Raw genomic sequence first — 20,399 nt, 5'->3', positions numbered from 1 at the left:
CTCCAGGGGCTGCTGGCGGCATTGCAACAGGCCACCCGGGAGTGAAGGAGAGCGATGTCTCGGACACTGATCATCATCGGGTTACTGCTGGTCGTCGCCGGGGTGTTCTGGCCCTGGCTCGGCAAGTTACCACTGGGGCAATTGCCGGGAGATATCGTGATCCGGCGTGAAAATCTGACCCTGTATTTCCCGATCACCACCATGCTGTTGATCAGCCTGGTGCTTTCCTTCGTGCTCTGGTGGTTCCATCGTTGATCGACATTGAGGCACTTCATCGCGTCAATGGATTGCATGTACGAGTTTCCGACGCTAGGCTGCGCGCCCTTCGATGAACCTCGAACCGATGGAGCGCACCCTCATGGAGCATGCCGGCTTCGACCTGGCGATGATCGGCCTGCTGGCGCTGATCTGCCAATGGCTTGCCTGGCAGCTGAAGCTGCCAGCCATTCTGATGCTGTTGGTCGCCGGCATTGCCGCCGGCCCTGTCACAGGGCTGCTCGACCCCGACGCCATGTTCGGCGAGCTGCTGTTTCCGCTGGTCTCGCTGGCCGTGGCGGTCATCCTCTTCGAGGGTAGCCTGACACTGGATTTCCGCGAACTGGGCGGCCATGGCCGCACGGTGCGACGCCTGGTCACCTGGGGTGCCTTGATCACCGCCGTGATCGGCACCGTCGCCGCTCACCTGCTGCTGTCGCTGTCGTGGGAGATGGCCAGCGTACTGGGCGCGTTGCTGGTGGTCACCGGTCCGACCGTGATCCTGCCCATGCTCCAGACCCTAGGGGCCCGTCAGCACCTGACCCAGATACTGCGCTGGGAAGGCATCCTGATCGATCCAGTCGGTGCCATCGGCGCCGTGCTGGTCTATGAATACGTCGCCCTGGGCTCAGGCGCGACGGGCGCTGCCACCCACACCCTGGTGCTGTTCGGCAAGACGGCCCTGATCGGCTTCGGTCTGGGAATTGGCGGCGGCTACCTCTGGGGGCTGATACTGCGCCGACACTGGTTGCCTCGCCAGCTGCACAGCTTCGGCACCCTGATGATGATGCTGACGCTGTTCTCGATCTCCAACCTGCTGTTTCACGAGTCGGGGCTGCTGACGGTCACGGTCATGGGCGCCTGGCTGGCCAATATGCGCGGCGTGCCGACCCGTCCCATCATCGAGTTCAAGGAAACCCTCTCGGTGCTGCTGATCTCGGGCCTGTTCATTCTGCTGGCCGCACGACTCACCGTGGACCAGCTGGCCCTGCTGGGCTGGCCGGCCTGGGCCTTCCTGTTCGTGCTGCTGGGCGTCGCACGCCCGCTGATGGTCTGGGTCTGCACCCTGGGCAGTCAGCTGGATATCCGCGAAAAGGCCTTGCTCGCCTTCATCTCGCCACGCGGCATCGTGGCCGCCGCCACGGCGTCGCTGTTCTCGATTCGCCTGGAGGAGATCGGCATGCCCGGGGCCGAGATGCTGGTGCCGGTGACCTTCCTGGTCATCATCAGCACGGTGGTGGGTCAGAGCCTGCTGTCGCGCCCCCTGGCAGGCTGGCTGGGCGTACGTCGCCCCTCGCCGGACGGCGTGCTGATCATCGGTGCCAATCCGGTAGCGCGACAGATCGGCCAGCAATTGCGTTCCGCGGGAGTCAGCGTGGTGCTGACGGACAGTAACTGGGACGCGATCCAGGAAGCCAAGGCACTGGGGCTGACCACCTACTACGGCGATCCTCTATCGGAGCACGCCGCCCAGCATCTGGAGCTCAGCAACATCGGCTATCTGCTGCCCCTTTCGCCCTATCGTGAACTCAACGACCTGGCGGCGCTGCATTTCGAGCATCTGCTGGGACGCGACCGGGTATTCCGGCTGGCCGTGGATGAAGGCCGCAGCGCCAATCGTCCCCATGGACAGGCCCTGAGCCATCTGCCGCTACTGTTCGGCCGCGACGTGACCTATGCCCGGCTCTCGCGCCTGGTCGCCGAAGGCGGCGAGCTGCAGCGCGTGCGCTTCGACGAAAAGACTCGCCTGGAGGGACAGCGCCGTCGACATGACGGGCGCTGGCTGCCCTTGCTCAGCATCAGCCAATCCGGTCGGCTACGCCTGGCCACCGCGGAAAACGGGCTGGCGCCCAAACGCGGCGATACACTGGTCAGCCTGGTGTTCGCCGATTCCCCGGCGTTCGACACCCCCTTGATGTCCTGAGCCGGACGAGCCGACCACGGAGGCGGGTCGGCTCGTCCGGTAGCCAAGCGCCTAGAAGAACAGCCGGCGCAGCGACTCCCCCGGGTCTTCCTCGCGCATGAAGGCCTCGCCCACCAGGAAACCGTGGACGTCGTGCTCCCGCATGCGCAGAACATCGTCGCGGGTATGGATACCCGATTCCGTGACCACCGTCACGCCGGCCGGCAGGCGGTCGAGCAGATCCAGGGTCGTCTCCAGACGGGTCTCGAAGGTGTGCAGGTCGCGGTTATTGATGCCCACCAGGGAGAGCTCTAGGGCCAGTGCCCGCTCCAGCTCATGGGCATCGTGCACCTCGACGAGCACGTCCATGCCGAGCTCGCTGGCCTGGCGATGCAGATCGGCCAGACGCGCATCGTCCAGGGCGGCCACGATCAGCAGGATGCAGTCGGCACCGATGGCGCGGGCCTCGCTGACCTGATAGCCATGAGTGATGAAATCCTTGCGAATCACCGGTAGCGAACAGGCCTCGCGGGCCGCGATGAGATCGTCCTCGTGACCCTGGAAGAAGTCGGCGTCGGTGAGCACCGACAAACAGGCCGCACCTCCAGCGGCGTAACGCTTGGCAATCTCGGCGGGACGGAAGTCCTCACGGATCACGCCTCGCGAGGGCGAGGCTTTCTTGATTTCGGCAATCACGGCCGGATCGCCATCTCGCATGCGAGCCTCCAGAGCGGTGATGAAACCGCGAGGCTCGCTCATCTCCTTCGCTCGGGCCAACAGTTCGGATTCGGGCACGGCCCGGCGACGCTCGGTCACTTCCTCAGCCTTGCGAGCCAGGATGCGAGTCAGAATGGTCGGTGTGGTCATAACATGCTCCGGGACAATGACCCTACTGGGCGAAGACGCGCGTGAAGTTGGCCAGTTCCTTGAGTTTCTCCAGAGGCAGCTTGGACGCCTGGGCATCCTGCGCCATGGCCACGCCCTCCTTGAGCGTGTCGGACACGCCGGCAGCATAAAGCGCCGCGCCGGCGTTCAGCGCCACGATGTCCGCCGCCGGACCATCGCCTACCAGGGACTGCTCGACCAGGCGCAGGCTGTCTTCGGCCGTCTGAACCTTCAGCGCCTCGAGCGACTGACGCTCGATACCGAAGTCCTCGGGGGCAATGGTGTACTCCCTGATCTCGCCGTCCTTGAGTTCAGCCACCTGCGTCGGGGCGGCAAGGGATATTTCATCGAGCCCGTCCTCGGCCCACACGACCATCACGTGCTCGCTGCCCAAACGCCGCATGACGTCCGCCATCAGCGGCACCAGGGAGGGATCGTAGACGCCCAGCAGTTGATTGGGCGCTCCGGCCGGGTTGGTCAGCGGCCCGAGAATATTGAACAGAGTGCGCACCCCCATCTCGCGACGCGGCCCGACGGCATGGCGCATGGCCGGATGATGGTTCGGCGCGAACATGAAGCCGACGCCCACCTCTTCGATACACCGTCCGACCTGGTCGGGAGAGAGATCCAGCCCAATGCCTGCCACGGAGAACAGGTCGGCACTGCCCGAGGACGAGGAAACGCCTCGGTTGCCGTGCTTGGCGACATGGGCGCCAGCAGCGGCGGCCACGAAGCTGGAGGCAGTGGAAACGTTGAACAGGTTGGCACCATCGCCTCCGGTACCGACGATATCCACCACGTTCTCGGCATTCAGCGTCACCGGCTTCATCAGCTCGCGCATCACCTGGGCGGCAGCGCTGATCTCCTCGGCAGACTCGCCCTTCATCGCCATGCCCATCAGGAAAGCGGCGATCTGGGCATCGCTGGCCTCTCCCGTCATGATATCGCGCATCAACGCATGGGTCTGGTCGAAGCTCAGGCTCTCGTGGCGCATCAGGGCACCGAGGGCTTCCCGCATCTGCATGGCCGTCTTCTCCTTTGGCTGTGGCAGCATTCAGCGACGCTCGAGAAAGTTGGCCAGAAGCTCGTGGCCCTGGCGCGTCAGGATGGATTCGGGATGGAATTGCACCCCTTCGATGTCGAGCTCCCGGTGACGAAGCCCCATGATCAATCCCGGCGTGACATCATCCTCATCGGTCCAGGCGGTCACCTCCAGGCACTCCGGCAGTCCCTCTCGCGCCACCACCAGGGAATGATAGCGGGTAACCTCCAGAGGATCCTCGAGCCCGGCAAACACGCCACGGCCATCGTGACGGATGCGCGACGTCTTGCCATGCATGACCTGGGGCGCGCGCCGCACCTCGCCGCCATACACCTGGCCGATGGCCTGATGCCCCAGGCAGATGCCAAGGATCGGCAGTCGGCCGGCAAAGTGGCGAACGGCTTCCATGGAGATTCCCGCCTCATTGGGTGTGCAGGGGCCGGGCGAGATCACCAGATGACTGGGTGACAGCGCCTCGATCTCCGCCACGCTGATGGCATCGTTACGATGGGTGACCACCTCCGCCCCCAGCTCGCCAAGATACTGGACGATGTTGAAGGTGAAGCTGTCGTAGTTATCGATCATCAGCACAGACATGGCTGTAACTTCCTGTTCCAATTGGCTTGAACGTTGTGCGTCGCAATTTGTTACCCAGGATATTACCCAGGTCGTTCTTAATGGGTGGCCAGCCGTGCAGGGACTATAGACACAAAAATGCCGCCCTGGCGGCGGCATTTTCTACAGTCGCAAGCGTGCCGCCCCGCTTTAGGAGCGCCACCACTTCATGGGACTGAGTGTCTGATCTGGTACGTTCATGCCGCCATAGTGCTCGCGCTCGTTGGGTTGTGTCAAGGTAGCGTCCTGCCCGCAGCTCTGCATCCCCCAGAGTGGCTGAAATATGGTGCCCCGTAGCAGGTGCCAGAAATTTTTTCTTGCATACTAGCTCCAATGGAGCTAGTATAAGAATCACCAGGACGGCACAGGGCCAGTCCTGAACCTCCAAGGAGAAGACGACATGACTACCGAATTCGAAACCGGCATCGCTCAGAACGGCACTCGCTACATCGAAGCCGAAGCCGGCTCTATTGAAATTGGCTTCACATACACAAAAGAGATCCGCTTCGACGCTCGGGAGCAAACAAAGAAGATGAAGCGCATCGGCCTCGAGGGGCACCCGTCCGGCAAGAAGATCCGCACCTATACCGTCACCGGCAAGGGTAAAGAGTTCACAGCGGGCGACCCGATGAAGGGTGAGAAGATGCAACGCTTCTACTGCGACATCGAAGAACAGATCATCTACGACGAGGAGTGAGAGCGATGCTGACGCAAGAGTTCACCACAGGCCCCTTCACCATCCGCCCTTCGGGGCGGATCCAGGGCGAGCAACTGTTCGACATCTACTACGGATCTAGCCTGATGGTTGAGCGCGTGCCGGCTACCCCAGGCACCCAGTCACAGGTGATTGAGCAGCTGGGCGACGCGCTCTCAAAGATCGTCGTTGAACTTTGCGAAGACCACGAGGCCAGCCACCGCATCGACCTGGTGAACAGTGACGGCGAACGGCTAGCCGCATTCCGCGCCGGATCTAGCGTCGTCGGCGGCATGACAGCAGGGCTCGTTGATGACCGCTTCGACTACTGGCTGCGGAGCGAAGATGGGCTCTACTCAGCCCCGGTTACATTGAGCGAGTATGCTCAGATCCGAGCGCGTGAGGAGTTGCCACGCAACGCCTGGATCGCCGACCTGCTACCTGATGAAGTGCTGACGCATGACGACAGCGAGTGGCGATCGCCCACGGCTTGGGAGATCCGACACATCGTCGGCGCCGGCAGCTTCATCGGTATCAGCGGAGCGAAAGCTGCCACCCTGGTCGGCGTCAACGCTTCATCGTTTCGCAAGTACACCGCAAGCGAAAACAGCAAGAATCGGCAGAACATGAGCTTCGCAATGTGGCATCTGCTTCTGCATCGACTCGGCGTCCAGCGCCTACCGGAGGGCCTGTCATGAATCTATCAGAGCTAACACAGCCCGAGCTTGTCGATCTGATACAGAAGGCCAGTGCCGAGCTGGCCGACCGCATGGCCCAGCCCGAGATAGAGCGCATCCCGCACCAACGGCCCACCGTCGTGATGCGCGAACCTCCGGCAGAAGACAAAGCCTTTGTTCTCCGCGTCAAAACAATGGTGTCGAAGGGGGTCTACATCAAAGCTGCTGAGCGCCGTCGCGTCGCGGCGATTGCGGAAGACTACCCAGAATGGGTCAAGCAACAGGGGCTTCCTACAGAGCGCGGGACAAGCGCCTGGCGGGACGCCAGCGAGGCCCTTCATCTTTACAAGCCAGCCGACGAGCAGTAACAAAGAAAGCCCGCTTTTCTGAGCGGGCTTTCAGCTGCTTATTCAGCAGCGACATCCATAGCGTGGGATGATATTTCTGAGCTGCCTGTTCGGCAGCCAGCCGCTTTTCAGCGGGCACACTGCCAATATCGAACAACCAGGGCGTCGCGTCAACCCGCCGCGCAATTCGCCACTACCATTTGCCATCCCCGCCCTCTCTGTTGATACTGTATATATACACAGGCATCGACAGGGAGACTATCTCATGGCGAAGAAAGGCAAGAAGCAGCAAGCACCCCAGCCGCCCTCCTCCTACGAGCTGCTGGGCATGCGCATCCAGCGCCAGATCAATGCGCCGGCGGCGCAGTCCGAGAAAACCACGGTGATTGCCCGCCAGGACGACGAACGCGAGGACGACTGGGAGCGTCTGATCGAGGAGCTGGAGACCGTCGAGGAACTGACGATGATCCCGCTCGAGGACGGGCAGATCCGGCTGCGCTGGAATCCGGAGGAGGCCGTATCATGACCCTGCACCTCGAGATCGTGGGCCGGGTCGATGAATCGGCACCGGCCACGCCCCTGCCGTTGGCCGCCGGCGAGGTCCGGGCGGGGTTCCCCTCGCCCGCCGATGACTACCTCGAGGGCGAGCTCGACCTGGTCGCCCACCTGATCCCCCACCCCAGCTCGACCTACTACCTGCGCGCCAAGGGCGACAGCATGCAGGGCCAGGGCATCTACGATGGCGACCTGCTGATCGTCGATCGCTCGCTCGAGCCACGCCACGGGGCGGTGCTGATCGCCAGCGTCGACGGCGAGCTGACGTGCAAACGCTACGGCCTGATTGGCAACCGCCCCTATCTGCTCGCAGCCAATGATGCGTTCCCTCCCCTGCCCCTGGACGGGCACGACTGCGAGGTCTGGGGCGTGGTGACGCACAACGTGCATGCCCTGGCGCCAGGAGTCGGACGGTGATCGCCCTCGCCGACTGCAACAATTTCTACGTCAGCTGCGAGCGTGTCTTCGATCCGCGGCTGCGCGGCCGCCCGGTCGGCGTGCTGTCGAACAACGATGGCTGTGTCGTCGCCAGGTCGCAAGAGATCAAGGACCTGGGCGTCAGCATGGGCCAGCCAGCGCACGAGATCCCGTCAGCGAGCCGACGCCAGTGCGTGCTGCTGTCGAGCAACTATGCGCTATACGGCGATATGAGCCGGCGCGTGACGGCCGTCTATGGGCAGCACACGCCGGACGTCGAGGTCTACTCGATTGATGAGTCTTTCCTGGGGTTCCACGGTTTCCCGGAGAACACGCTCGAGGAGCGGTGCCGGGTAATGCGCCAGCAGGTCTACCGTGACACCGGCATCCCGGTGAGTGTCGGCCTCAGCTCGAGCAAAGTGCTGGCCAAGCTGGCCAACCACGTCGCCAAGAAATCGCCCGGGGCCGAGGGTGTGGCCACCCTACCGCCTGACGCACCAAGCACGCGGGAATTGCTGCAGCAGTTGCCCGTGACAGAGGTATGGGGCGTCGCCGGGCGGATGGCTATCCGGCTCTACGAGATGGGCATCGAGACGGCTTGGGATCTGCGGGCGACCGACCCGAAGCGGATACGGGGGAGAACATCGGTCGTGATGGAGAGGATCGTGTGGGAGCTGCGGGGGCGGGACTGCATCGAGCTCGACGACATGAGCACCCCGAAACGGGAGATCATGACGAGCCGCAGTTTCGGTCGGCTGACCGGCAAGATGGGTGACCTGCGTGAGGCGGTGCGGACCCATGCCAGCCGGGGCGCGGAGAAGCTACGCAGGCAGGGAAGCCTGGCGCGGGCGGTCATGGTGTTCCTAAGGACCAACCCTTTCCGTGACGACCTGCCCCAGCACAAGGATGGTGTCGTTGTGGCCCTGCCGGGCGCGACGGACGACAGTCGAGTGATCGTGCAGGCAGCCTCACGCGGGCTCGACGCGGTCTATCGGGAGGGATACCGGTACCAGAAGGCAGGCGTGATGCTGATGGACCTGTGCGACAAAGGCACCGAACAGCTGGACCTGATGGCCCCGCCGGAGGACGACCACCAGCGCCAGCGACGGGATAACCTGATGGCCACCCTGGACCGCCTGAATCGTGAGCACGGCAAGGGGACCGTCACCGTCGGCGTGTCGCGGCCCAACGCAGCCTGGCACCTGCGCTGCCAGCACCGAACGCCACGCTACACGACCAGGTGGGATGAGCTGCCCGAAGCCCGCGCGTAATCTACACTGATTGATGGTGAGTAGGCGCCAATGCTTTAAAGCCATTTCATCTTGATCAACATCCACCCTTGAACGCGCAGGCAGAACCATGGAAAGATTCTTCAATTCCATCGAGAAAGCCTTGGAAAACCAAGACTGGTATGGAGCTTTATCAACCTCCCTAACAATTCCTGATATATGCGGAAAGCTGGAACACCCGGAGCTAAAAGTCGGTCCCCGATATAAAAGATGGTACAACGAATGGCTGGCACATAAGTATACAGCTCAGGTCGGCCCTAGAAAAATGGTTCACACCTTTCTGACGGACGAAGATTGTTATGGACTCAGATGCAGCTACCTCCACGAGGGTGGTGGCGAACTAGAGGATAAGGCCAAGCACTCGCTTGAACGATTCCACTTCACAATCCCACCAAGCTGGGGGGAATGTCATAACAACCGAATAGACGACAATACTCTACAGCTTCAAATAGACAAATTTTGTGAAGACATGATTGAAGCTGGAAGAGAATGGGCAAAATGGATTGCAACTCACAAACCAGAAGTCGTCGACAAAATGAGTAATTTGCTCACGATTCATGGTGCCGAGGAAGGCATTCCTGGAATGATACGCGTAGTGCGTTAGGGAAACACAGGGTGTAGCAACGTCGCATCATCATTGCCCGGGCGATTGACCCGCGTGCTGACCGGCCAATGGGTGATGGAGTCAGCATCGATGTGTCGAACGACATGCCGAATCGCCTCCCGATCCGTGAGATCGGGATCGAGCCAGGGTTCGATGCTGTCGTCATCCAGCGCCAGCGGCATGCGATCATGCACCTCGGCGGCCAGGCCCCTGGCCGGTTCGGTGAGAATCGCACAGCCAGGGGCGCCGTCCGCCCTCTCTGACCAGATCCCAGCCAGCCACAGCACCTCGCGATCCTCGCGACAGATGAAGTGCGGTTGCTTGCCGGCTGGACCGGAGAGCCATTCATACCAGCCATCGGCAGGAATCAGGCAGCGGTGGCGAGCAAATGCGCCTTTGAAGTAGCGGCTGGTAGCTACGCCCTCGACCTTGGCGTTGATGGGCTCGGGCGCATTGCCGGTGGCCCAGTGCGGTCGATACCCCCACCAGAGCTGACCCAGGGCCAGGTCGCTCTCCGAGTCAGGTCGATACGCGCCGGGAATCCACGTGCCAGGCGTGACGTTGTAGCGGGCCGCCCAGCCAGCATCGGGCTCAGGCAACCCGAGACGACGGGAGATCTCCGGCGGTTGGGAGTAGATGGCAAATCTTCCACACATGCATGGAGCGTAGCGCAGAATGGAGGTGACGCGACATGCCGTCCTTGGCGGCGGCGCACTCCTGTGCGTCGCGTGCTGTGGGCGTCACCCAAAACAGCATAGCCCGACTATCGAGAGCTGCTATCAGCGATCCACCCCAGGGCATGTAAGAGATCACCGTCACACCTCGCGATGGAAGCGAAATGGGATGGGTGTTCTTACCGCATAGAATCGAGCAGATCCCTTCCTGCTAGAGTCAGATTAGGCTCCAACACGGACCTGCCGTCATCAGATTCAGCGTCAATACCGTCTATCATGCCATCGTCTTAAAGCATGAAAAAATGGCATGACTCTACTTGATCAGCATAAGGTTTATCGGGATCAAGGCAATACGAATGACGGCCTCCGGCCCCCGGATCGATCAGCTCAACCACAAGAAGCACCTCTCGTATCACGTCCCAATCACGTTTTATGCAGCTCCCTTGTGAGCAAAAAACTACAGGGCAGAATTAAACATGAACTTAATGGCATATTTCAGTGCCTCCTGCCCAGCCATGGTTCCTGCTGTTCTCATTCCTTCTACCAACTTTTCAAATCCCTTTGGCTTGCTCAGTTCTTGCAAAGCCTCAGCACCTAATGGAGTAAGCAGCAAATTGACATTGGTGTAACTTCGCCCATTCCCAATTCCATTTGATTTACCCCACCTATGCCTTTCGTTCAAGTCACGACACTTGAACAAACCAGCATCAAACATCTCATCCATGTGGTAGAGAAATTTTCTATAGGTGTTTTCGTCAGCTCCCTGAACATCTTCACCAACGAACTTTCGATAGAGGTCGCCAAGCGGAGTGCCGACATACTCCCCTTTGCCAATTTCCTCCAGAATCTCTTTAACCATCTTCGGTTGGAGCATACGTGGAACACCCTTTGCGATGAGAACCCTATCACCAATAGGACATTTGCATCAGAGTGTCCACCTGACCTGCTGGTTCACGGCGGCACCGCATCGTCGTGATCGTAGACACGCGGGTCATCGATCACGGCCGAGATACTGACCTGGTTGCCCTCCGGCGAGATCTCCTTCACCAGGGCCTGCCAGGACCAGTTCTCGGTCGTCCCGAAATGCACGAACGGCGGCTCCATGTCGTCACGGACGGTCGGCACCTGGGTGGTGGTGGCCACCACCTCGAACGGCGTCGCACCCGGCTGTGCGGGGAACGGCGACGTGAGCTTGCCATTCGGCTCGCGCCACGCGATCACGTGCGACGCGCCGTCCACCCAGTCGAATTCTTCACTCACCTCGAGCGTCACCGTGCCGGCCTGCTCGTCCAGCCTGGCCACCATCACCCAGGCACTCTGGCCATAGCCGGGCACATCCGTGGCGATCGCACAGCGGCTCATGTAGCTTGAGTTGAGTCCCGCCAGCTCGGTCTGGAACTGGAAGCGCGTCCGCCGATATTCCAGACGGGCCCGCTCGCGCATCCCCAGGCGCCAAGCCTGGGTCCGGGTCATCGCCGCATCGAACTTCACCTTCTTCGTCCGGATCCCCTGGTCGCCCTGCAGGCGGCATGGCACCGTCGCTTCGGTCCAGGTGCCCTCGTCGATGTACGTGACATCAATGCCATCGTTGTCGTCGGGTTTCGGCATCGACGTCTGCCGGCCCAGTGAACCGATCATGGTCTGGGCACTGTAGCCGTGAAGCGGCAAGTTGCCACGCGGCTCGTCGCGCACCGGGCGGATCCGTCCCCGGTCAATGGTCAGCTCGGCGAACCCGACGCGGAGCGCCGCGTTGATGACCTCCTTGACCGTCGAGTCGTCACGATGCATCGCGTTGTAGGTATCGCCCCGGCTCTCCCAGAGGTCCGCCAGGCGCTCGAATTCGCTCAGATGCAGCTTGTCGTCGGTGTAGCCCACCGCTTTGGCCACGTGCATGGCATACGCCGCCGGCGAGCGTGTGGGCTGCGGCGAGGTCCAAGCACCGTTTTCGCGTAGCGGCAACTTGCGGGTCACCCACGCCGCGACCTGGTTCTCCGTCTGGCTGGCGATGGTATCGCTGCCGGTGATGGTCAGCGCGATCACGGTCACGCCTGGGTAACTGGTGGCATGCGGGTGGCGCGAACGCAGGCCATACCACTCGAGCCGGTCCATGTCATCGGTAGCGTTGCTTTCCGCGCTGACGCGGCGCATCTGCACCTCGGGCGTCATCGCCGGGATCGACTCGCGGAATGTCCAGCCGAGCTGATCGCGGGTCGCGCCCTCGACGGTCCGGCTCACTGTCGTCCAGGTCGTGGTGCCTTGCTCGCGGTAGCGGAACTCGACCGTACGTTGCACGCGATCCACATCACTGCCGTCGATGTGGCCCAAGCCCTGGGGCGCATAGAGATCGAATTCCAGGGTGTCGGTCGTCTCGCCCTCCGGACAGGCAAGGAAAATGCTCGACCAGATTCCGGTGTATTCCTGGTCATCCACCTCGACCAGGGCGCTGCTGGTGGTCACCACCGGGAACCCGGCCCAGTTGCTGACCGGCGTGCCATCGATCTCGTAGCGCACCGTGACGCCGCCCGAATCGATCGACTCGATGACATGCAGCGCGCGGGGATCAGCGTAGTTGGGGCGGCGAATGACGCGATTGTAGCTACCCGGAGACCAATCGGAGATGGGCTCATTGGTCAGGCCGTCCTCGAGCGTCATCTGATCGGGCGAGCCCGGCGTGTAGGACGTTACGCGCAGCCCGGTACCAGACTCGTCGCCGGGCTGGTGGATATAGATGATCGCGCCGACCTCAGGCTCGAAATGCGCGAATGAGCCATGAAACACATTCGGCTCGGTCCCACCCCCGGTCACGTCGAAATCGATGGGCAACTCGATGGTCAACTGAGTTCCCACAGCCCAGCTATCCGGCGGGCCCTCCGGGGTGGTGATCGAGGTGCCGTCGAAGGTGTGCGTGCCGGTCCAGGTTTTCTGGAGATCCCGCGAGCTCTTGAGGCGCAGGCCGCTGCCACTCGTGCTGGGCCCTACTTCGGGGGCGTTGTACCAGTTCTGGTGGGCGACGTGGCCGGTCACGTCCTCGCCCGGGCCGAACACGCTGAGATCCACTGACGTACCCAGCGAGGTCACCGGGGTCGCGCCGATCTTGATGTCATCCGGCTGAATGTCGTACTCGCCCAGTCCCACGCACAACAGCATGTCCAGGGCCTGTTTCTTGGGCTCGATGAAATACCGCCGGGTCGCGGCGATGTAGTCCGGGTTGGCTTTGACCCGGCCGGCGATGTCGGGGATCAGATCCCCCAGCCGTACCTGGTTGCCCTCGGCGGATACCTCGAGCAACTTGCTTCCCTTCGTCGAGCTATTGCGTTGGCTCGGCAGTGACGGGGTGAGCATCAATGCCGCCGCGGCGGACACGACTGCGGCCACCACGGCGGCGATCAGGGTCGCCGAACCGCCTGCCGCCTGAGGCCGCAACTCGACGGTGGTATCCGCGCCCAGCCAGACCTCGCCCCATTGTGCCGGCGGCACCAGCCGGTCGTTGACGGCGGCGATCAGGGGATGATGATCGGCGTCGTAACGCCGATAGCTCTGCGAGCACTCGCGCAGCCAGGCGTCCAGCGTCATTCCCGTGACCTGCTGCTCACGGATCGGCGCCCCGGGGAGCGCCGACGGGTAGAGGCGAATCAGTGCCATATCAGGTCCATCAGTGGTAGTAGATCACGCGGAGGTGACAGGCCTCGAAATCCTCGAGGTAATCCCAACGCGGGCCGGAGCCCTTGTCGGTCTCGAGCACGGCCAGCCGACCGTCGAGCTCGACGACAACAGCAACATGGGTGCAGAGCTCACCGCGCCAGCATTCGGCGATGGCACCCGGCTCCGGTGGTCCGGGGGTAAGGTGGCGATTGGCGTGGCGGGCAGCGATGGTCATCGCCCGCTTGTCGTCGTCACCGGCAAATCGGTAATGCGGCATCCACGGCAGGCCGAAGATCTCGGCGCGTACCGCGCGGACCAGGCCGTAGCAGTCATACGCATCGGGGCCTCGCCCGCCATACTCGTAGCGGGTCTGCATGTAGCGTTGCAGAGGATGCATGGCTCACCCGATGTGTTTCATGGCCGGGAAACGCGAGACGGTGTAACGCTCGCGGGGATACGCGGTGGCGATGATGTCGAAGAAACTGGCAGTCAGCTCGGCACGGCCGTCCTTGAAATCCGCGTCATAGAGCACGAACCGGTTTGGTGGCTTGGCCGGCGCCGTGAGGTCGGAGGATAGATACTCGCGGTAGATGACATCGACCGGTACCCCATCCGCCAAGGCGGTATCGACTCCCTGCTGCACCTCGCCGGTCAGGTTCTCGACGGCAAATGTCAGGAGCTGCTGGCCGCTCTCGTTGAGATCGGGCAGCGCCACCTGCATGCCGGACGCCAGGAACCCGACGGTCTCGCCGGTCTCGAGCCCCAGCACCACATCATCGTAGCCACTGCAGATCCGCTTGGTCTGCGAGGGCGAGATGATCTCCAACGTCTGGAGGCGGGCATGCCCCTCCAGCGCTGAGGCATAGACGGTTTCGAGCAGGTCTTCCATGGCTTACACCGTGCGGTTGTTATGCACGGATTCGTACCGGCGCATCTCACCGATGACCTCGGTGATCTCGTCCTCGGTGAGCACCCGGTCGTAGAATCGCAACTGGGATACCTCGCTGGGCCCTTCTTGCGAAATGCCGGCGTAGTGGGAGCCGATGCGAAATGGCTTGCCGCTGTCTGTGGGCTCACCAGTCCCGGTGTTGTTCACGTCGAGACCGTCGGTGGGCGAGCGCAGGCGGAGCGTCTTGCTCGTGTTGTCATAGGTGACCACGACCAGGCGCCACAGTGTGTGGTCGGCGAAATTGCCGAAAATGCTGAGCATGTTGCCGTCGAGAACAATCCCTACGTTGATGGTGTCGTTGAGTTGATAGCCGAAATGCATGCCACCCTCGCTCGCCGAGGTGCCCTCCCAGTTGGAGAACAGCGCACCCCGTTGCGAGGGGGACGTGGTGGTCGCCCCGGCGTTGGGGAAACGCATCACCATGAACAAGGTCAGGTTGTCCGGGGCGGCCACGTCGGTCTGCAGGTAGCCGTCATAGACGTGGAGACCGCAACGATCGTTGGCCACTGTGACATCCCCGGACTCGGACAGATTGGCATCGGACTGGGTGGAGAAATCGCGGGTGGCTTTATCGATCGAGGTATCGAAGAAGCCCATCAGCTTCAGCCCATTCGATACGTTGCTGGCCGCCTTCTTGGCGTAGTTCGAAGCGTCGATGTTGGCGCGGAGGATCATGCCCATGGTCGAGGTCCTCAGAATCCGAATTTGCGTGAGTAGTGGAAAGTGACGAGCGCGTTGTGCAAGGCGAACTCGTTGCCCAGCGGGGACGTGGCCTTGTCCCACAGGCCAGCGGTGTCCCGGACATTGCCCTGGGGGTACTGGAGAACGGCCGTATCCGGAATCGTCACGTTGGTGTCGAGCGTCAGGGTGACCTCGTCATCGCCCGTCACTGCGGCACCGGTAATGGCGCCGGTCACCAGGTTGGTGGAACGGTACGACTCGCGAATCTCGAAGCCGGCGTTGGGCAGCGTCGGAAACAGCGCGTCGTCGATCGCGACAGTCCCCATGGGGACATGGAATTTCAGGACGATGGAGCTCGTGCCCCACACCACGGATACCGGCTCCAGCGGGCGAAACTTTTTGCGTTGATAGAGCGTCTGGTACATGGCCCGGGCGGCGTACTCGCCGATGAGCCAGTAGCCCTCGTTGGAGGCATGGACATCGTCAGGATTGCGCGGGAAGAAATACGAGGGAGCGAACATCACCACGTCGTCATACGTCATCGACGCCCGCCACTGGGCCGTCTGCGGGCCAATGTAGGGAACGTCGGTGTTCTCCGGATTGAGGGCCGCCTGGTAGGTGAACATGTAGGGGATGTTGCTCTGCCCCGTGATCCGGTAGATCTCGTCTTTCATCGGCGTCCACATCTGCCCCAACCAGCGCTCGATGTAATCCTCGGGCAGGCTGTCCTCGGCCTGATGCCAGACGTTGGCGTTGCCCTGGAGCCAGAGCATGCAGGGGACGCTATAGCTGATGCCCTGGGCATCGCACAGCGCCTTGGCGTCCTGGATGGCGCGCACCGTCAACTCCCAGTCGCCGTTCGGCTGCCCAGGTACCAGTTCGTCGACACGGCGCCCGCCCCGGCCACTGGAGGTCACCAAAAACTTGTACTGCTCTTCGAGTCCGCCGTTCTCCAGGCCGCGGCGCGTAATGCCGTTGGCCGCGCCGGAAGCGGGCGTTTCACCGAAGCGGGTATCGTTGAGCTGCTCGATCAGGGGCGCGAGCGACGAGGCGTTGTAGCCGTTGCCGTACTGGCCGATACGCACACCACTGGACAGCATCACGTTCTGGTAGGGCTGCGACGTGCTGATCGGCGGCTCACCGTTGCTGCCGATCGACAGGGACTGGCCATAGAGGATGATGTGCTGAATGGCCGTGCGGATAGCCGCCTCGAGGGCGGGCGTCTTCTTTCTCGCAACCCCATGCCCGACAGCAGGCCCCTGAACGGTCTCACCGCCGTACACGCCCGCCAGCAGGAAACCGTACTTGTCGACCAGGGCCGTATCATCATTCGGCGTCGCCTCAATATCGACGCCGTAGAGACTCGCCCCCGACAGCCCTATATCGACAGGGAAGAACCCGTTCGTATCGAAGAGCCTCAGGCCGTTCACCAGCGAGGTCCCGAGCTCATAGCCGTGCGACGTCAACTTCCCGTCGGCAAACAGGGTGGCGACAATCTGCCCGACCAGGTCCGTGAAATAGGTATGTGCCTCCGGCGAATCCCCGACATCGAACGACTCTGCGATGGCGCGGACCATCTCGACATCGGGATCCTCTGCGACCCGGCGTGAGGAGTTGGCATCGATGCGCTGCCAGAGCACCCGGGAGATGTCGGGGTCGACACTCTCGGCAAAGAAATACTGCCCGTCCTCCACGGCAGCGCGGCCAGTTGGCTCATCCGGGAAGATCTTGCCGCCGGCCACCAGGAGCCCCTCGACCTCTTTCTCGACCGCACTGTAGGTCTTCCGTGTCCGACCCAGTCGATCTGTCCAGGTCTCGTTGTCCAGGTCGTTGATCGCCCGATCGTAGTTATGGGCGTTGTCCATCAAATCGCGTGGATCAGGCGACTCAAGGGGATTGCCGGTGTTGAAGCGATGTTGGGTCATCTCGTTGTCCTGCATCCGGGCACAAAAAAGCCGCCTCGTGGGCGGCTGTGGTCTCTCGGGTGTCGGGGCGGTTACTGATCAGGCGGCCATTCCCGGTTCATGGCGACATCGAAGATCGATGCCCAACGCACGTACGCGGGGGCGTAGAGGATCCAGTCGCGTTCGATGACGGGGTGTTCACGGATCTCGAGCTCCGCCGAGACAATCCAGTAATACGGCCCCGATGGGACCACCTGGTACATACTCCTGAAGCGAAGCTTGTAATCGCGGATACCGATACCGGTCTTCATTGGCCCTTCGAACCAGGACACGCCCTTACGGATCTCATGGAAGAACCAGCCTTCGAACCGCATCAGCTCCGCCTGATTCAACATCCACTGCACCGGCGCCCTGGTCGGCACGCTGCCGAATCCCTCGCGCTGAATCGCGCGGCCACTGGCCAGATCCGAACGCTCGAAGGTCTGGCCGGGGTTCAGCTGGTAGCCGTCCAGGCTCGGCGGTGGCAGTTCATCGCTGGGATATGGGACCGCCATTATTTCCACCCTTGGCTCTTGAGGGGGTAGCGAGTTTCCATCGCTTTCGGGATGTCACCGCCACCGATAACGTTGGAGACCACGACGTCGATGATTCGCTTATCTCCCTCTTGGCGTTCACGTGTGCTCTCTACCTGGACAGGCTGGCCGTTATTGTGGATATGGAACTCGACGTCACCACCATAGGGTTGAGCATTCCGCCCGCGCCCCTGGGCGGCGGCAGCCGCCCGGTTTTCTCGATCAAGAAAGCGCGTCAGGTCCTGGTTGAGTGCAGCCCCAGTAATGCGCTCGCCTTTCTCAACATTCCATGTCCCCGAGTTGGGAACGCTGTCGATACCGTCGTGACCCTGCCCAACAAATGACATCCCCTGCGCCAGGGCGGTAGTGCCAATGATGGCGGCTGAAGCGGGAGCGGCGTTGCTGCCGAACGAGGCAAGGGACGCCATGGCCGCGGCGGGGGCATAGGCCGATGCGATAGAGGAGCCAGTCGCCGTCGCTTTCCCCACAGCTTCGGTTTGTGCTGAATCTGCCATGGATTGTGTCGCCATCTGAATGGCCTGGTAGGCCAACCATTGCGCTGCCATCTCGCCCAGGGAACGTACGAGTGTGCGCGCGATACCATCGAACAGATTGTGCATCGCATCGCCAAAGTTCTGACTGTCGAAGATCATCGACTCGAAGGCGCTGCCAAACCCTCTTTGGAACGACTCGGCAGTGTTCGCTGCCATGGCGTCGAAATCCGTGAACGCTGTCTCGGCACTCTTGAGCCAGCGATCCCAGGCAGAGCCATCTTGCGTTCCCTGCCCACCCATTCCCCCCTGGCCGATCTGTCCGCCAAAGCCACCCTGAATACCGCCCGGCACGCCAGCCCCTTGGCCATAGGCATCAGAAGGCGACTGGTCACTGCGCATTGATTCCTGCAGTCGCTTCCACGCCTCCAGATAGCGCGCCATGCTCATCTCACCCTTGAGCAAGGCTGTCTGCAGTAGGATCTGTTCCTCACGGAAACTGCGCTGGGCAGCCTCAACTGGAAACAGGCGATCCTCGAGCGAAGCTAGCGAACTGGTGAATTGCTGGGCCCGGCGGGCGGCTTCTTTGGCAGCCTGGGACTGCCGAGTGATCGACTCAGTATTGCTGTCAGTTGCCCTCTTGGTCTCGAACAACCAGCCGGTCAGTGGCTTGTAAATCCGGCTGCCGCGCTCGGCCAGCGCAGCGTCACGTTTTTGTTCTATCTTGGCGATGTCCGCTTCAGCGTCCGCGACAGCACGAATGCCTCGAATTCTCTCGCCAACCTCTCCACCTTCGAACCCCAAGAAGCCAGATCCGGAACTTTCAGAGCGGAGCGACGCCAGCTCTTCCCGAGCACGAGCTGCCTTTAGTGTGGCTTGATCCAGTTCAGCATTTAGGGAGGTTAGGGATTGGCCAAGATCGTCCTGGGACATATCAGCAAGCTCATCTCGAAAACTTGCCAACTGTTCTTCGGTCAACCCGATCTTGTCTTGAGTCAGGCCTAATTCATCGCGATAGGTATATAGCGCGCCAGCCGCCAGCAAGGCTGCACCAGCTGGTCCGCCAATGAGTGCCAGGCTCGCTCGCAGCGCACGCCCCGCTGCTGCTGTGGCAGCAATGCGGCCTTGGGTGATCACCAGTGCCTGATTGAGACGACCGCTTGCCCCGACGGCCATCGCAAAACCTGTCGCAATATTGCGGCCAGCTGCAAGCCCCAACGGGCCAATCTTGGAGAGAGGATCCCGCAGGCGCACAGCGAGATAAACGCTACCCAGCGTCGTGACGGTCTGACCGATGCTCTCGAGCACTTCGTCAGCCCCACCCACCTGATCAATGAACTCTGTCAGGCTACGCACATTGCTCGCCAGCCCTGGGCCAAGATCAGCAATTAATGTATTCGACAGGCCTTGGGCAACGCCCTGCAGTTGATCCATGGCCTCGGCGGCTTCAACAGCGCGCCGAACTTCAATGTCATCCATGGCCACGCCCAGGGCATCAGCCATGTCCGCCGCTTCGCGAAGCCCCTGAGCACCGTTGGCCAGCAAGGGCTGCAGGCGCACCATCTCGTCAGCGAGGCTTTCAAAGTAGAACGCACGCTGGCTGGGATCCTCGACCTGATTGATAGCCTCGGCAATGCGGAGGATCTGCTGGTCCGGGCTCAGTGATTGCAGCTCGCGAATGTTGAGATTGAGATTCTCGAACAGATCGGCGGCCTCGCCGCCACCGGTGGCAGCGAAATCCCCCACCTTGTCGCTGACATCCTTGAAGATGTCCCCGACCTTGTCGGCTTCGAGACCTACTTGCTTGCCTGCGAACTGCCACTGCTGGAGCGTCCGGGTGCTGACCTGCAGAGATTGCGCCAACGCATCCGTATCGCGCACCATTGCCGCTTGCTGGGCCAGGTTGTTGGCGGCGAATGCGCCGGCCAGGGCGGCGCCAATACCAAGCGCATTCTGTTTTAGGAATTCCAGCTCACGAGCCGTTTCTCGAGTCTCGTTGCCGTACGTACGGGCGCGCTTGGACCCTGTCTCGAAATCCTGGTTCAGCCGACGCAACTCAGACGACGTCGCCCGCACAGCCCTGACACCACCCTTGGAATCCCCGGTGATAATCAGCCCGGTCCTGAAGTTCTTGGCCATGGCTTACCTATATTCGGGCACAAAAAAAGCCCGCCGAAGCGAGCCTGAAAATGAGAGTTCCGCG

The 20,399-nt window shown here is 61.8% G+C and carries 21 protein-coding genes; 9 read left to right on the top strand and 12 right to left on the bottom strand.

From position 1 onward, the window contains the following. The first annotated feature begins 54 nt into the window (after nucleotides 1-54). Both HSDC_RS07705 and HSDC_RS07700 read left to right on the top strand, forming a co-directional pair. Nucleotides 55-255 carry a DUF2905 domain-containing protein gene (locus HSDC_RS07705; RefSeq protein WP_064699351.1) on the top strand — a complete coding sequence of 67 codons (201 nt, stop codon included), beginning with the start codon at nucleotides 55-57 and terminating at the stop codon, nucleotides 253-255. Nucleotides 256-343: 88 nt separating this feature from the next. Continuing rightward, complete coding sequence (locus tag HSDC_RS07700; RefSeq protein ID WP_244534507.1) at nucleotides 344-2,179, top strand: cation:proton antiporter; 1,836 nt, start codon at nucleotides 344-346, stop codon at nucleotides 2,177-2,179. Nucleotides 2,180-2,230: 51 nt separating this feature from the next. Here HSDC_RS07700 and trpC read toward each other — a convergent pair whose 3' ends face one another. Genes trpC through HSDC_RS07685 form a run of 3 tightly spaced genes read right to left on the bottom strand, consistent with a single transcriptional unit; the run spans nucleotide 2,231 to nucleotide 4,682 of the window. Then, entirely contained in the window at nucleotides 2,231-3,025 is a 795-nt protein-coding gene (gene trpC, locus HSDC_RS07695; RefSeq protein WP_064699350.1) for an indole-3-glycerol phosphate synthase TrpC, read from the bottom strand. 22 nt (nucleotides 3,026-3,047) lie between these two features. Further along, the gene (trpD, locus tag HSDC_RS07690; RefSeq protein ID WP_064699349.1) at nucleotides 3,048-4,067 is read right to left on the bottom strand and encodes an anthranilate phosphoribosyltransferase; all 1,020 of its coding nucleotides are present in this window, start codon (nucleotides 4,065-4,067) and stop codon (nucleotides 3,048-3,050) included. 30 nt (nucleotides 4,068-4,097) lie between these two features. Beyond that, nucleotides 4,098-4,682 (bottom strand): anthranilate synthase component II, encoded by a 585-nt coding sequence (locus HSDC_RS07685; RefSeq protein WP_064699348.1) that lies wholly within the window; start codon nucleotides 4,680-4,682, stop codon nucleotides 4,098-4,100. A 418-nt stretch (nucleotides 4,683-5,100) separates the two neighbouring features. On the opposite strand from HSDC_RS07685, the gene HSDC_RS07680 reads away from it, so the two are divergent. From HSDC_RS07680 to HSDC_RS16670, 7 genes are all read left to right on the top strand, one after another. After that, the gene (locus HSDC_RS07680; protein WP_064699347.1) at nucleotides 5,101-5,397 is read left to right on the top strand and encodes a hypothetical protein; all 297 of its coding nucleotides are present in this window, start codon (nucleotides 5,101-5,103) and stop codon (nucleotides 5,395-5,397) included. Nucleotides 5,398-5,402: 5 nt separating this feature from the next. Beyond that, nucleotides 5,403-6,092 (top strand): hypothetical protein, encoded by a 690-nt coding sequence (locus tag HSDC_RS07675; protein WP_064699346.1) that lies wholly within the window; start codon nucleotides 5,403-5,405, stop codon nucleotides 6,090-6,092. Next, nucleotides 6,089-6,439, top strand: coding sequence for a hypothetical protein (locus tag HSDC_RS07670; RefSeq protein WP_064699345.1), 351 nt, complete (start codon nucleotides 6,089-6,091; stop codon nucleotides 6,437-6,439). Before HSDC_RS07675 ends, HSDC_RS07670 begins: the two co-directional genes overlap by 4 nt. A gap of 244 nt (nucleotides 6,440-6,683) precedes the next feature. After that, nucleotides 6,684-6,944 (top strand): DUF1654 domain-containing protein, encoded by a 261-nt coding sequence (locus HSDC_RS16840; protein WP_064699344.1) that lies wholly within the window; start codon nucleotides 6,684-6,686, stop codon nucleotides 6,942-6,944. After that, nucleotides 6,941-7,390 (top strand): LexA family protein, encoded by a 450-nt coding sequence (locus tag HSDC_RS07660; protein WP_064699343.1) that lies wholly within the window; start codon nucleotides 6,941-6,943, stop codon nucleotides 7,388-7,390. Before HSDC_RS16840 ends, HSDC_RS07660 begins: the two co-directional genes overlap by 4 nt. After that, a complete protein-coding gene (locus HSDC_RS07655; RefSeq protein WP_064699342.1) occupies nucleotides 7,387-8,661 on the top strand; it encodes a Y-family DNA polymerase in 1,275 nt (424 codons plus the stop codon). The genes HSDC_RS07660 and HSDC_RS07655 overlap by 4 nt, the downstream gene beginning before the upstream one ends. 88 nt (nucleotides 8,662-8,749) lie before the next feature. Further along, on the top strand, nucleotides 8,750-9,283 hold the full coding sequence (locus tag HSDC_RS16670) for a hypothetical protein (protein WP_137055232.1): 534 nt from the start codon (nucleotides 8,750-8,752) through the stop codon (nucleotides 9,281-9,283). Here HSDC_RS16670 and HSDC_RS07650 read toward each other — a convergent pair. The 9 genes from HSDC_RS07650 to HSDC_RS07610 all read right to left on the bottom strand — a co-directional run bounded on the left by HSDC_RS07650 (nucleotide 9,280) and on the right by HSDC_RS07610 (nucleotide 20,335). Next, nucleotides 9,280-9,939, bottom strand: a complete 660-nt coding sequence (locus tag HSDC_RS07650) for an SOS response-associated peptidase (protein ID WP_064699341.1) — start codon at nucleotides 9,937-9,939, stop codon at nucleotides 9,280-9,282. The two genes, HSDC_RS16670 and HSDC_RS07650, sit on opposite strands and share 4 nt — an antisense overlap. 475 nt (nucleotides 9,940-10,414) lie before the next feature. Continuing rightward, complete coding sequence (locus HSDC_RS07645) at nucleotides 10,415-10,831, bottom strand: hypothetical protein (RefSeq protein ID WP_064699340.1); 417 nt, start codon at nucleotides 10,829-10,831, stop codon at nucleotides 10,415-10,417. 77 nt (nucleotides 10,832-10,908) lie between these two features. Further along, nucleotides 10,909-13,599 carry a host specificity factor TipJ family phage tail protein gene (locus tag HSDC_RS07640; protein WP_064699339.1) on the bottom strand — a complete coding sequence of 897 codons (2,691 nt, stop codon included), beginning with the start codon at nucleotides 13,597-13,599 and terminating at the stop codon, nucleotides 10,909-10,911. A gap of 10 nt (nucleotides 13,600-13,609) precedes the next feature. Continuing rightward, the gene (locus HSDC_RS07635; protein WP_064699338.1) at nucleotides 13,610-13,996 is read right to left on the bottom strand and encodes a hypothetical protein; all 387 of its coding nucleotides are present in this window, start codon (nucleotides 13,994-13,996) and stop codon (nucleotides 13,610-13,612) included. Nucleotides 13,997-13,999: 3 nt separating this feature from the next. Further along, nucleotides 14,000-14,488, bottom strand: a complete 489-nt coding sequence (locus tag HSDC_RS07630; RefSeq protein ID WP_064699337.1) for a DUF1833 family protein — start codon at nucleotides 14,486-14,488, stop codon at nucleotides 14,000-14,002. A gap of 3 nt (nucleotides 14,489-14,491) precedes the next feature. Then, nucleotides 14,492-15,229 (bottom strand): LamG-like jellyroll fold domain-containing protein, encoded by a 738-nt coding sequence (locus HSDC_RS07625; RefSeq protein ID WP_064699336.1) that lies wholly within the window; start codon nucleotides 15,227-15,229, stop codon nucleotides 14,492-14,494. An 11-nt stretch (nucleotides 15,230-15,240) separates the two neighbouring features. After that, nucleotides 15,241-17,154, bottom strand: coding sequence for a hypothetical protein (locus tag HSDC_RS07620; RefSeq protein WP_137055230.1), 1,914 nt, complete (start codon nucleotides 17,152-17,154; stop codon nucleotides 15,241-15,243). Between the two features lie 71 nt (nucleotides 17,155-17,225). Then, nucleotides 17,226-17,687, bottom strand: coding sequence for a hypothetical protein (locus HSDC_RS07615; RefSeq protein WP_064699334.1), 462 nt, complete (start codon nucleotides 17,685-17,687; stop codon nucleotides 17,226-17,228). Then, nucleotides 17,687-20,335, bottom strand: coding sequence for a hypothetical protein (locus HSDC_RS07610; protein ID WP_064699333.1), 2,649 nt, complete (start codon nucleotides 20,333-20,335; stop codon nucleotides 17,687-17,689). Before HSDC_RS07610 ends, HSDC_RS07615 begins: the two co-directional genes overlap by 1 nt. Nucleotides 20,336-20,399 lie beyond the last annotated feature (64 nt).

The organism is Halomonas caseinilytica (assembly GCF_001662285.1).
Taxonomy (GTDB): Bacteria; Pseudomonadota; Gammaproteobacteria; order Pseudomonadales; family Halomonadaceae; genus Halomonas; species Halomonas caseinilytica.
This window is presented reverse-complemented; position numbering and strand designations above follow the sequence as displayed.

Coding starts and splice junctions, on each gene's coding strand:
- trpC (WP_064699350.1), bottom strand. CDS start 3,025: ATGACCACACCGACCATTCTGACTCGCATCCTGGCTCGCAAGGCTGAG.
- HSDC_RS07640 (WP_064699339.1), bottom strand. CDS start 13,599: ATGGCACTGATTCGCCTCTACCCGTCGGCGCTCCCCGGGGCGCCGATC.
- HSDC_RS07645 (WP_064699340.1), bottom strand. CDS start 10,831: ATGCTCCAACCGAAGATGGTTAAAGAGATTCTGGAGGAAATTGGCAAA.
- HSDC_RS07635 (WP_064699338.1), bottom strand. CDS start 13,996: ATGCATCCTCTGCAACGCTACATGCAGACCCGCTACGAGTATGGCGGG.
- HSDC_RS07630 (WP_064699337.1), bottom strand. CDS start 14,488: ATGGAAGACCTGCTCGAAACCGTCTATGCCTCAGCGCTGGAGGGGCAT.
- HSDC_RS16670 (WP_137055232.1), top strand. CDS start 8,750: ATGGAAAGATTCTTCAATTCCATCGAGAAAGCCTTGGAAAACCAAGAC.
- HSDC_RS07675 (WP_064699346.1), top strand. CDS start 5,403: ATGCTGACGCAAGAGTTCACCACAGGCCCCTTCACCATCCGCCCTTCG.
- HSDC_RS07610 (WP_064699333.1), bottom strand. CDS start 20,335: ATGGCCAAGAACTTCAGGACCGGGCTGATTATCACCGGGGATTCCAAG.
- HSDC_RS07625 (WP_064699336.1), bottom strand. CDS start 15,229: ATGGGCATGATCCTCCGCGCCAACATCGACGCTTCGAACTACGCCAAG.
- HSDC_RS07615 (WP_064699334.1), bottom strand. CDS start 17,687: ATGGCGGTCCCATATCCCAGCGATGAACTGCCACCGCCGAGCCTGGAC.
- HSDC_RS07685 (WP_064699348.1), bottom strand. CDS start 4,682: ATGTCTGTGCTGATGATCGATAACTACGACAGCTTCACCTTCAACATC.
- HSDC_RS07620 (WP_137055230.1), bottom strand. CDS start 17,154: ATGACCCAACATCGCTTCAACACCGGCAATCCCCTTGAGTCGCCTGAT.
- trpD (WP_064699349.1), bottom strand. CDS start 4,067: ATGCAGATGCGGGAAGCCCTCGGTGCCCTGATGCGCCACGAGAGCCTG.
- HSDC_RS07660 (WP_064699343.1), top strand. CDS start 6,941: ATGACCCTGCACCTCGAGATCGTGGGCCGGGTCGATGAATCGGCACCG.
- HSDC_RS07705 (WP_064699351.1), top strand. CDS start 55: ATGTCTCGGACACTGATCATCATCGGGTTACTGCTGGTCGTCGCCGGG.
- HSDC_RS07670 (WP_064699345.1), top strand. CDS start 6,089: ATGAATCTATCAGAGCTAACACAGCCCGAGCTTGTCGATCTGATACAG.
- HSDC_RS07680 (WP_064699347.1), top strand. CDS start 5,101: ATGACTACCGAATTCGAAACCGGCATCGCTCAGAACGGCACTCGCTAC.
- HSDC_RS07650 (WP_064699341.1), bottom strand. CDS start 9,939: ATGTGTGGAAGATTTGCCATCTACTCCCAACCGCCGGAGATCTCCCGT.
- HSDC_RS07700 (WP_244534507.1), top strand. CDS start 344: ATGGAGCGCACCCTCATGGAGCATGCCGGCTTCGACCTGGCGATGATC.
- HSDC_RS16840 (WP_064699344.1), top strand. CDS start 6,684: ATGGCGAAGAAAGGCAAGAAGCAGCAAGCACCCCAGCCGCCCTCCTCC.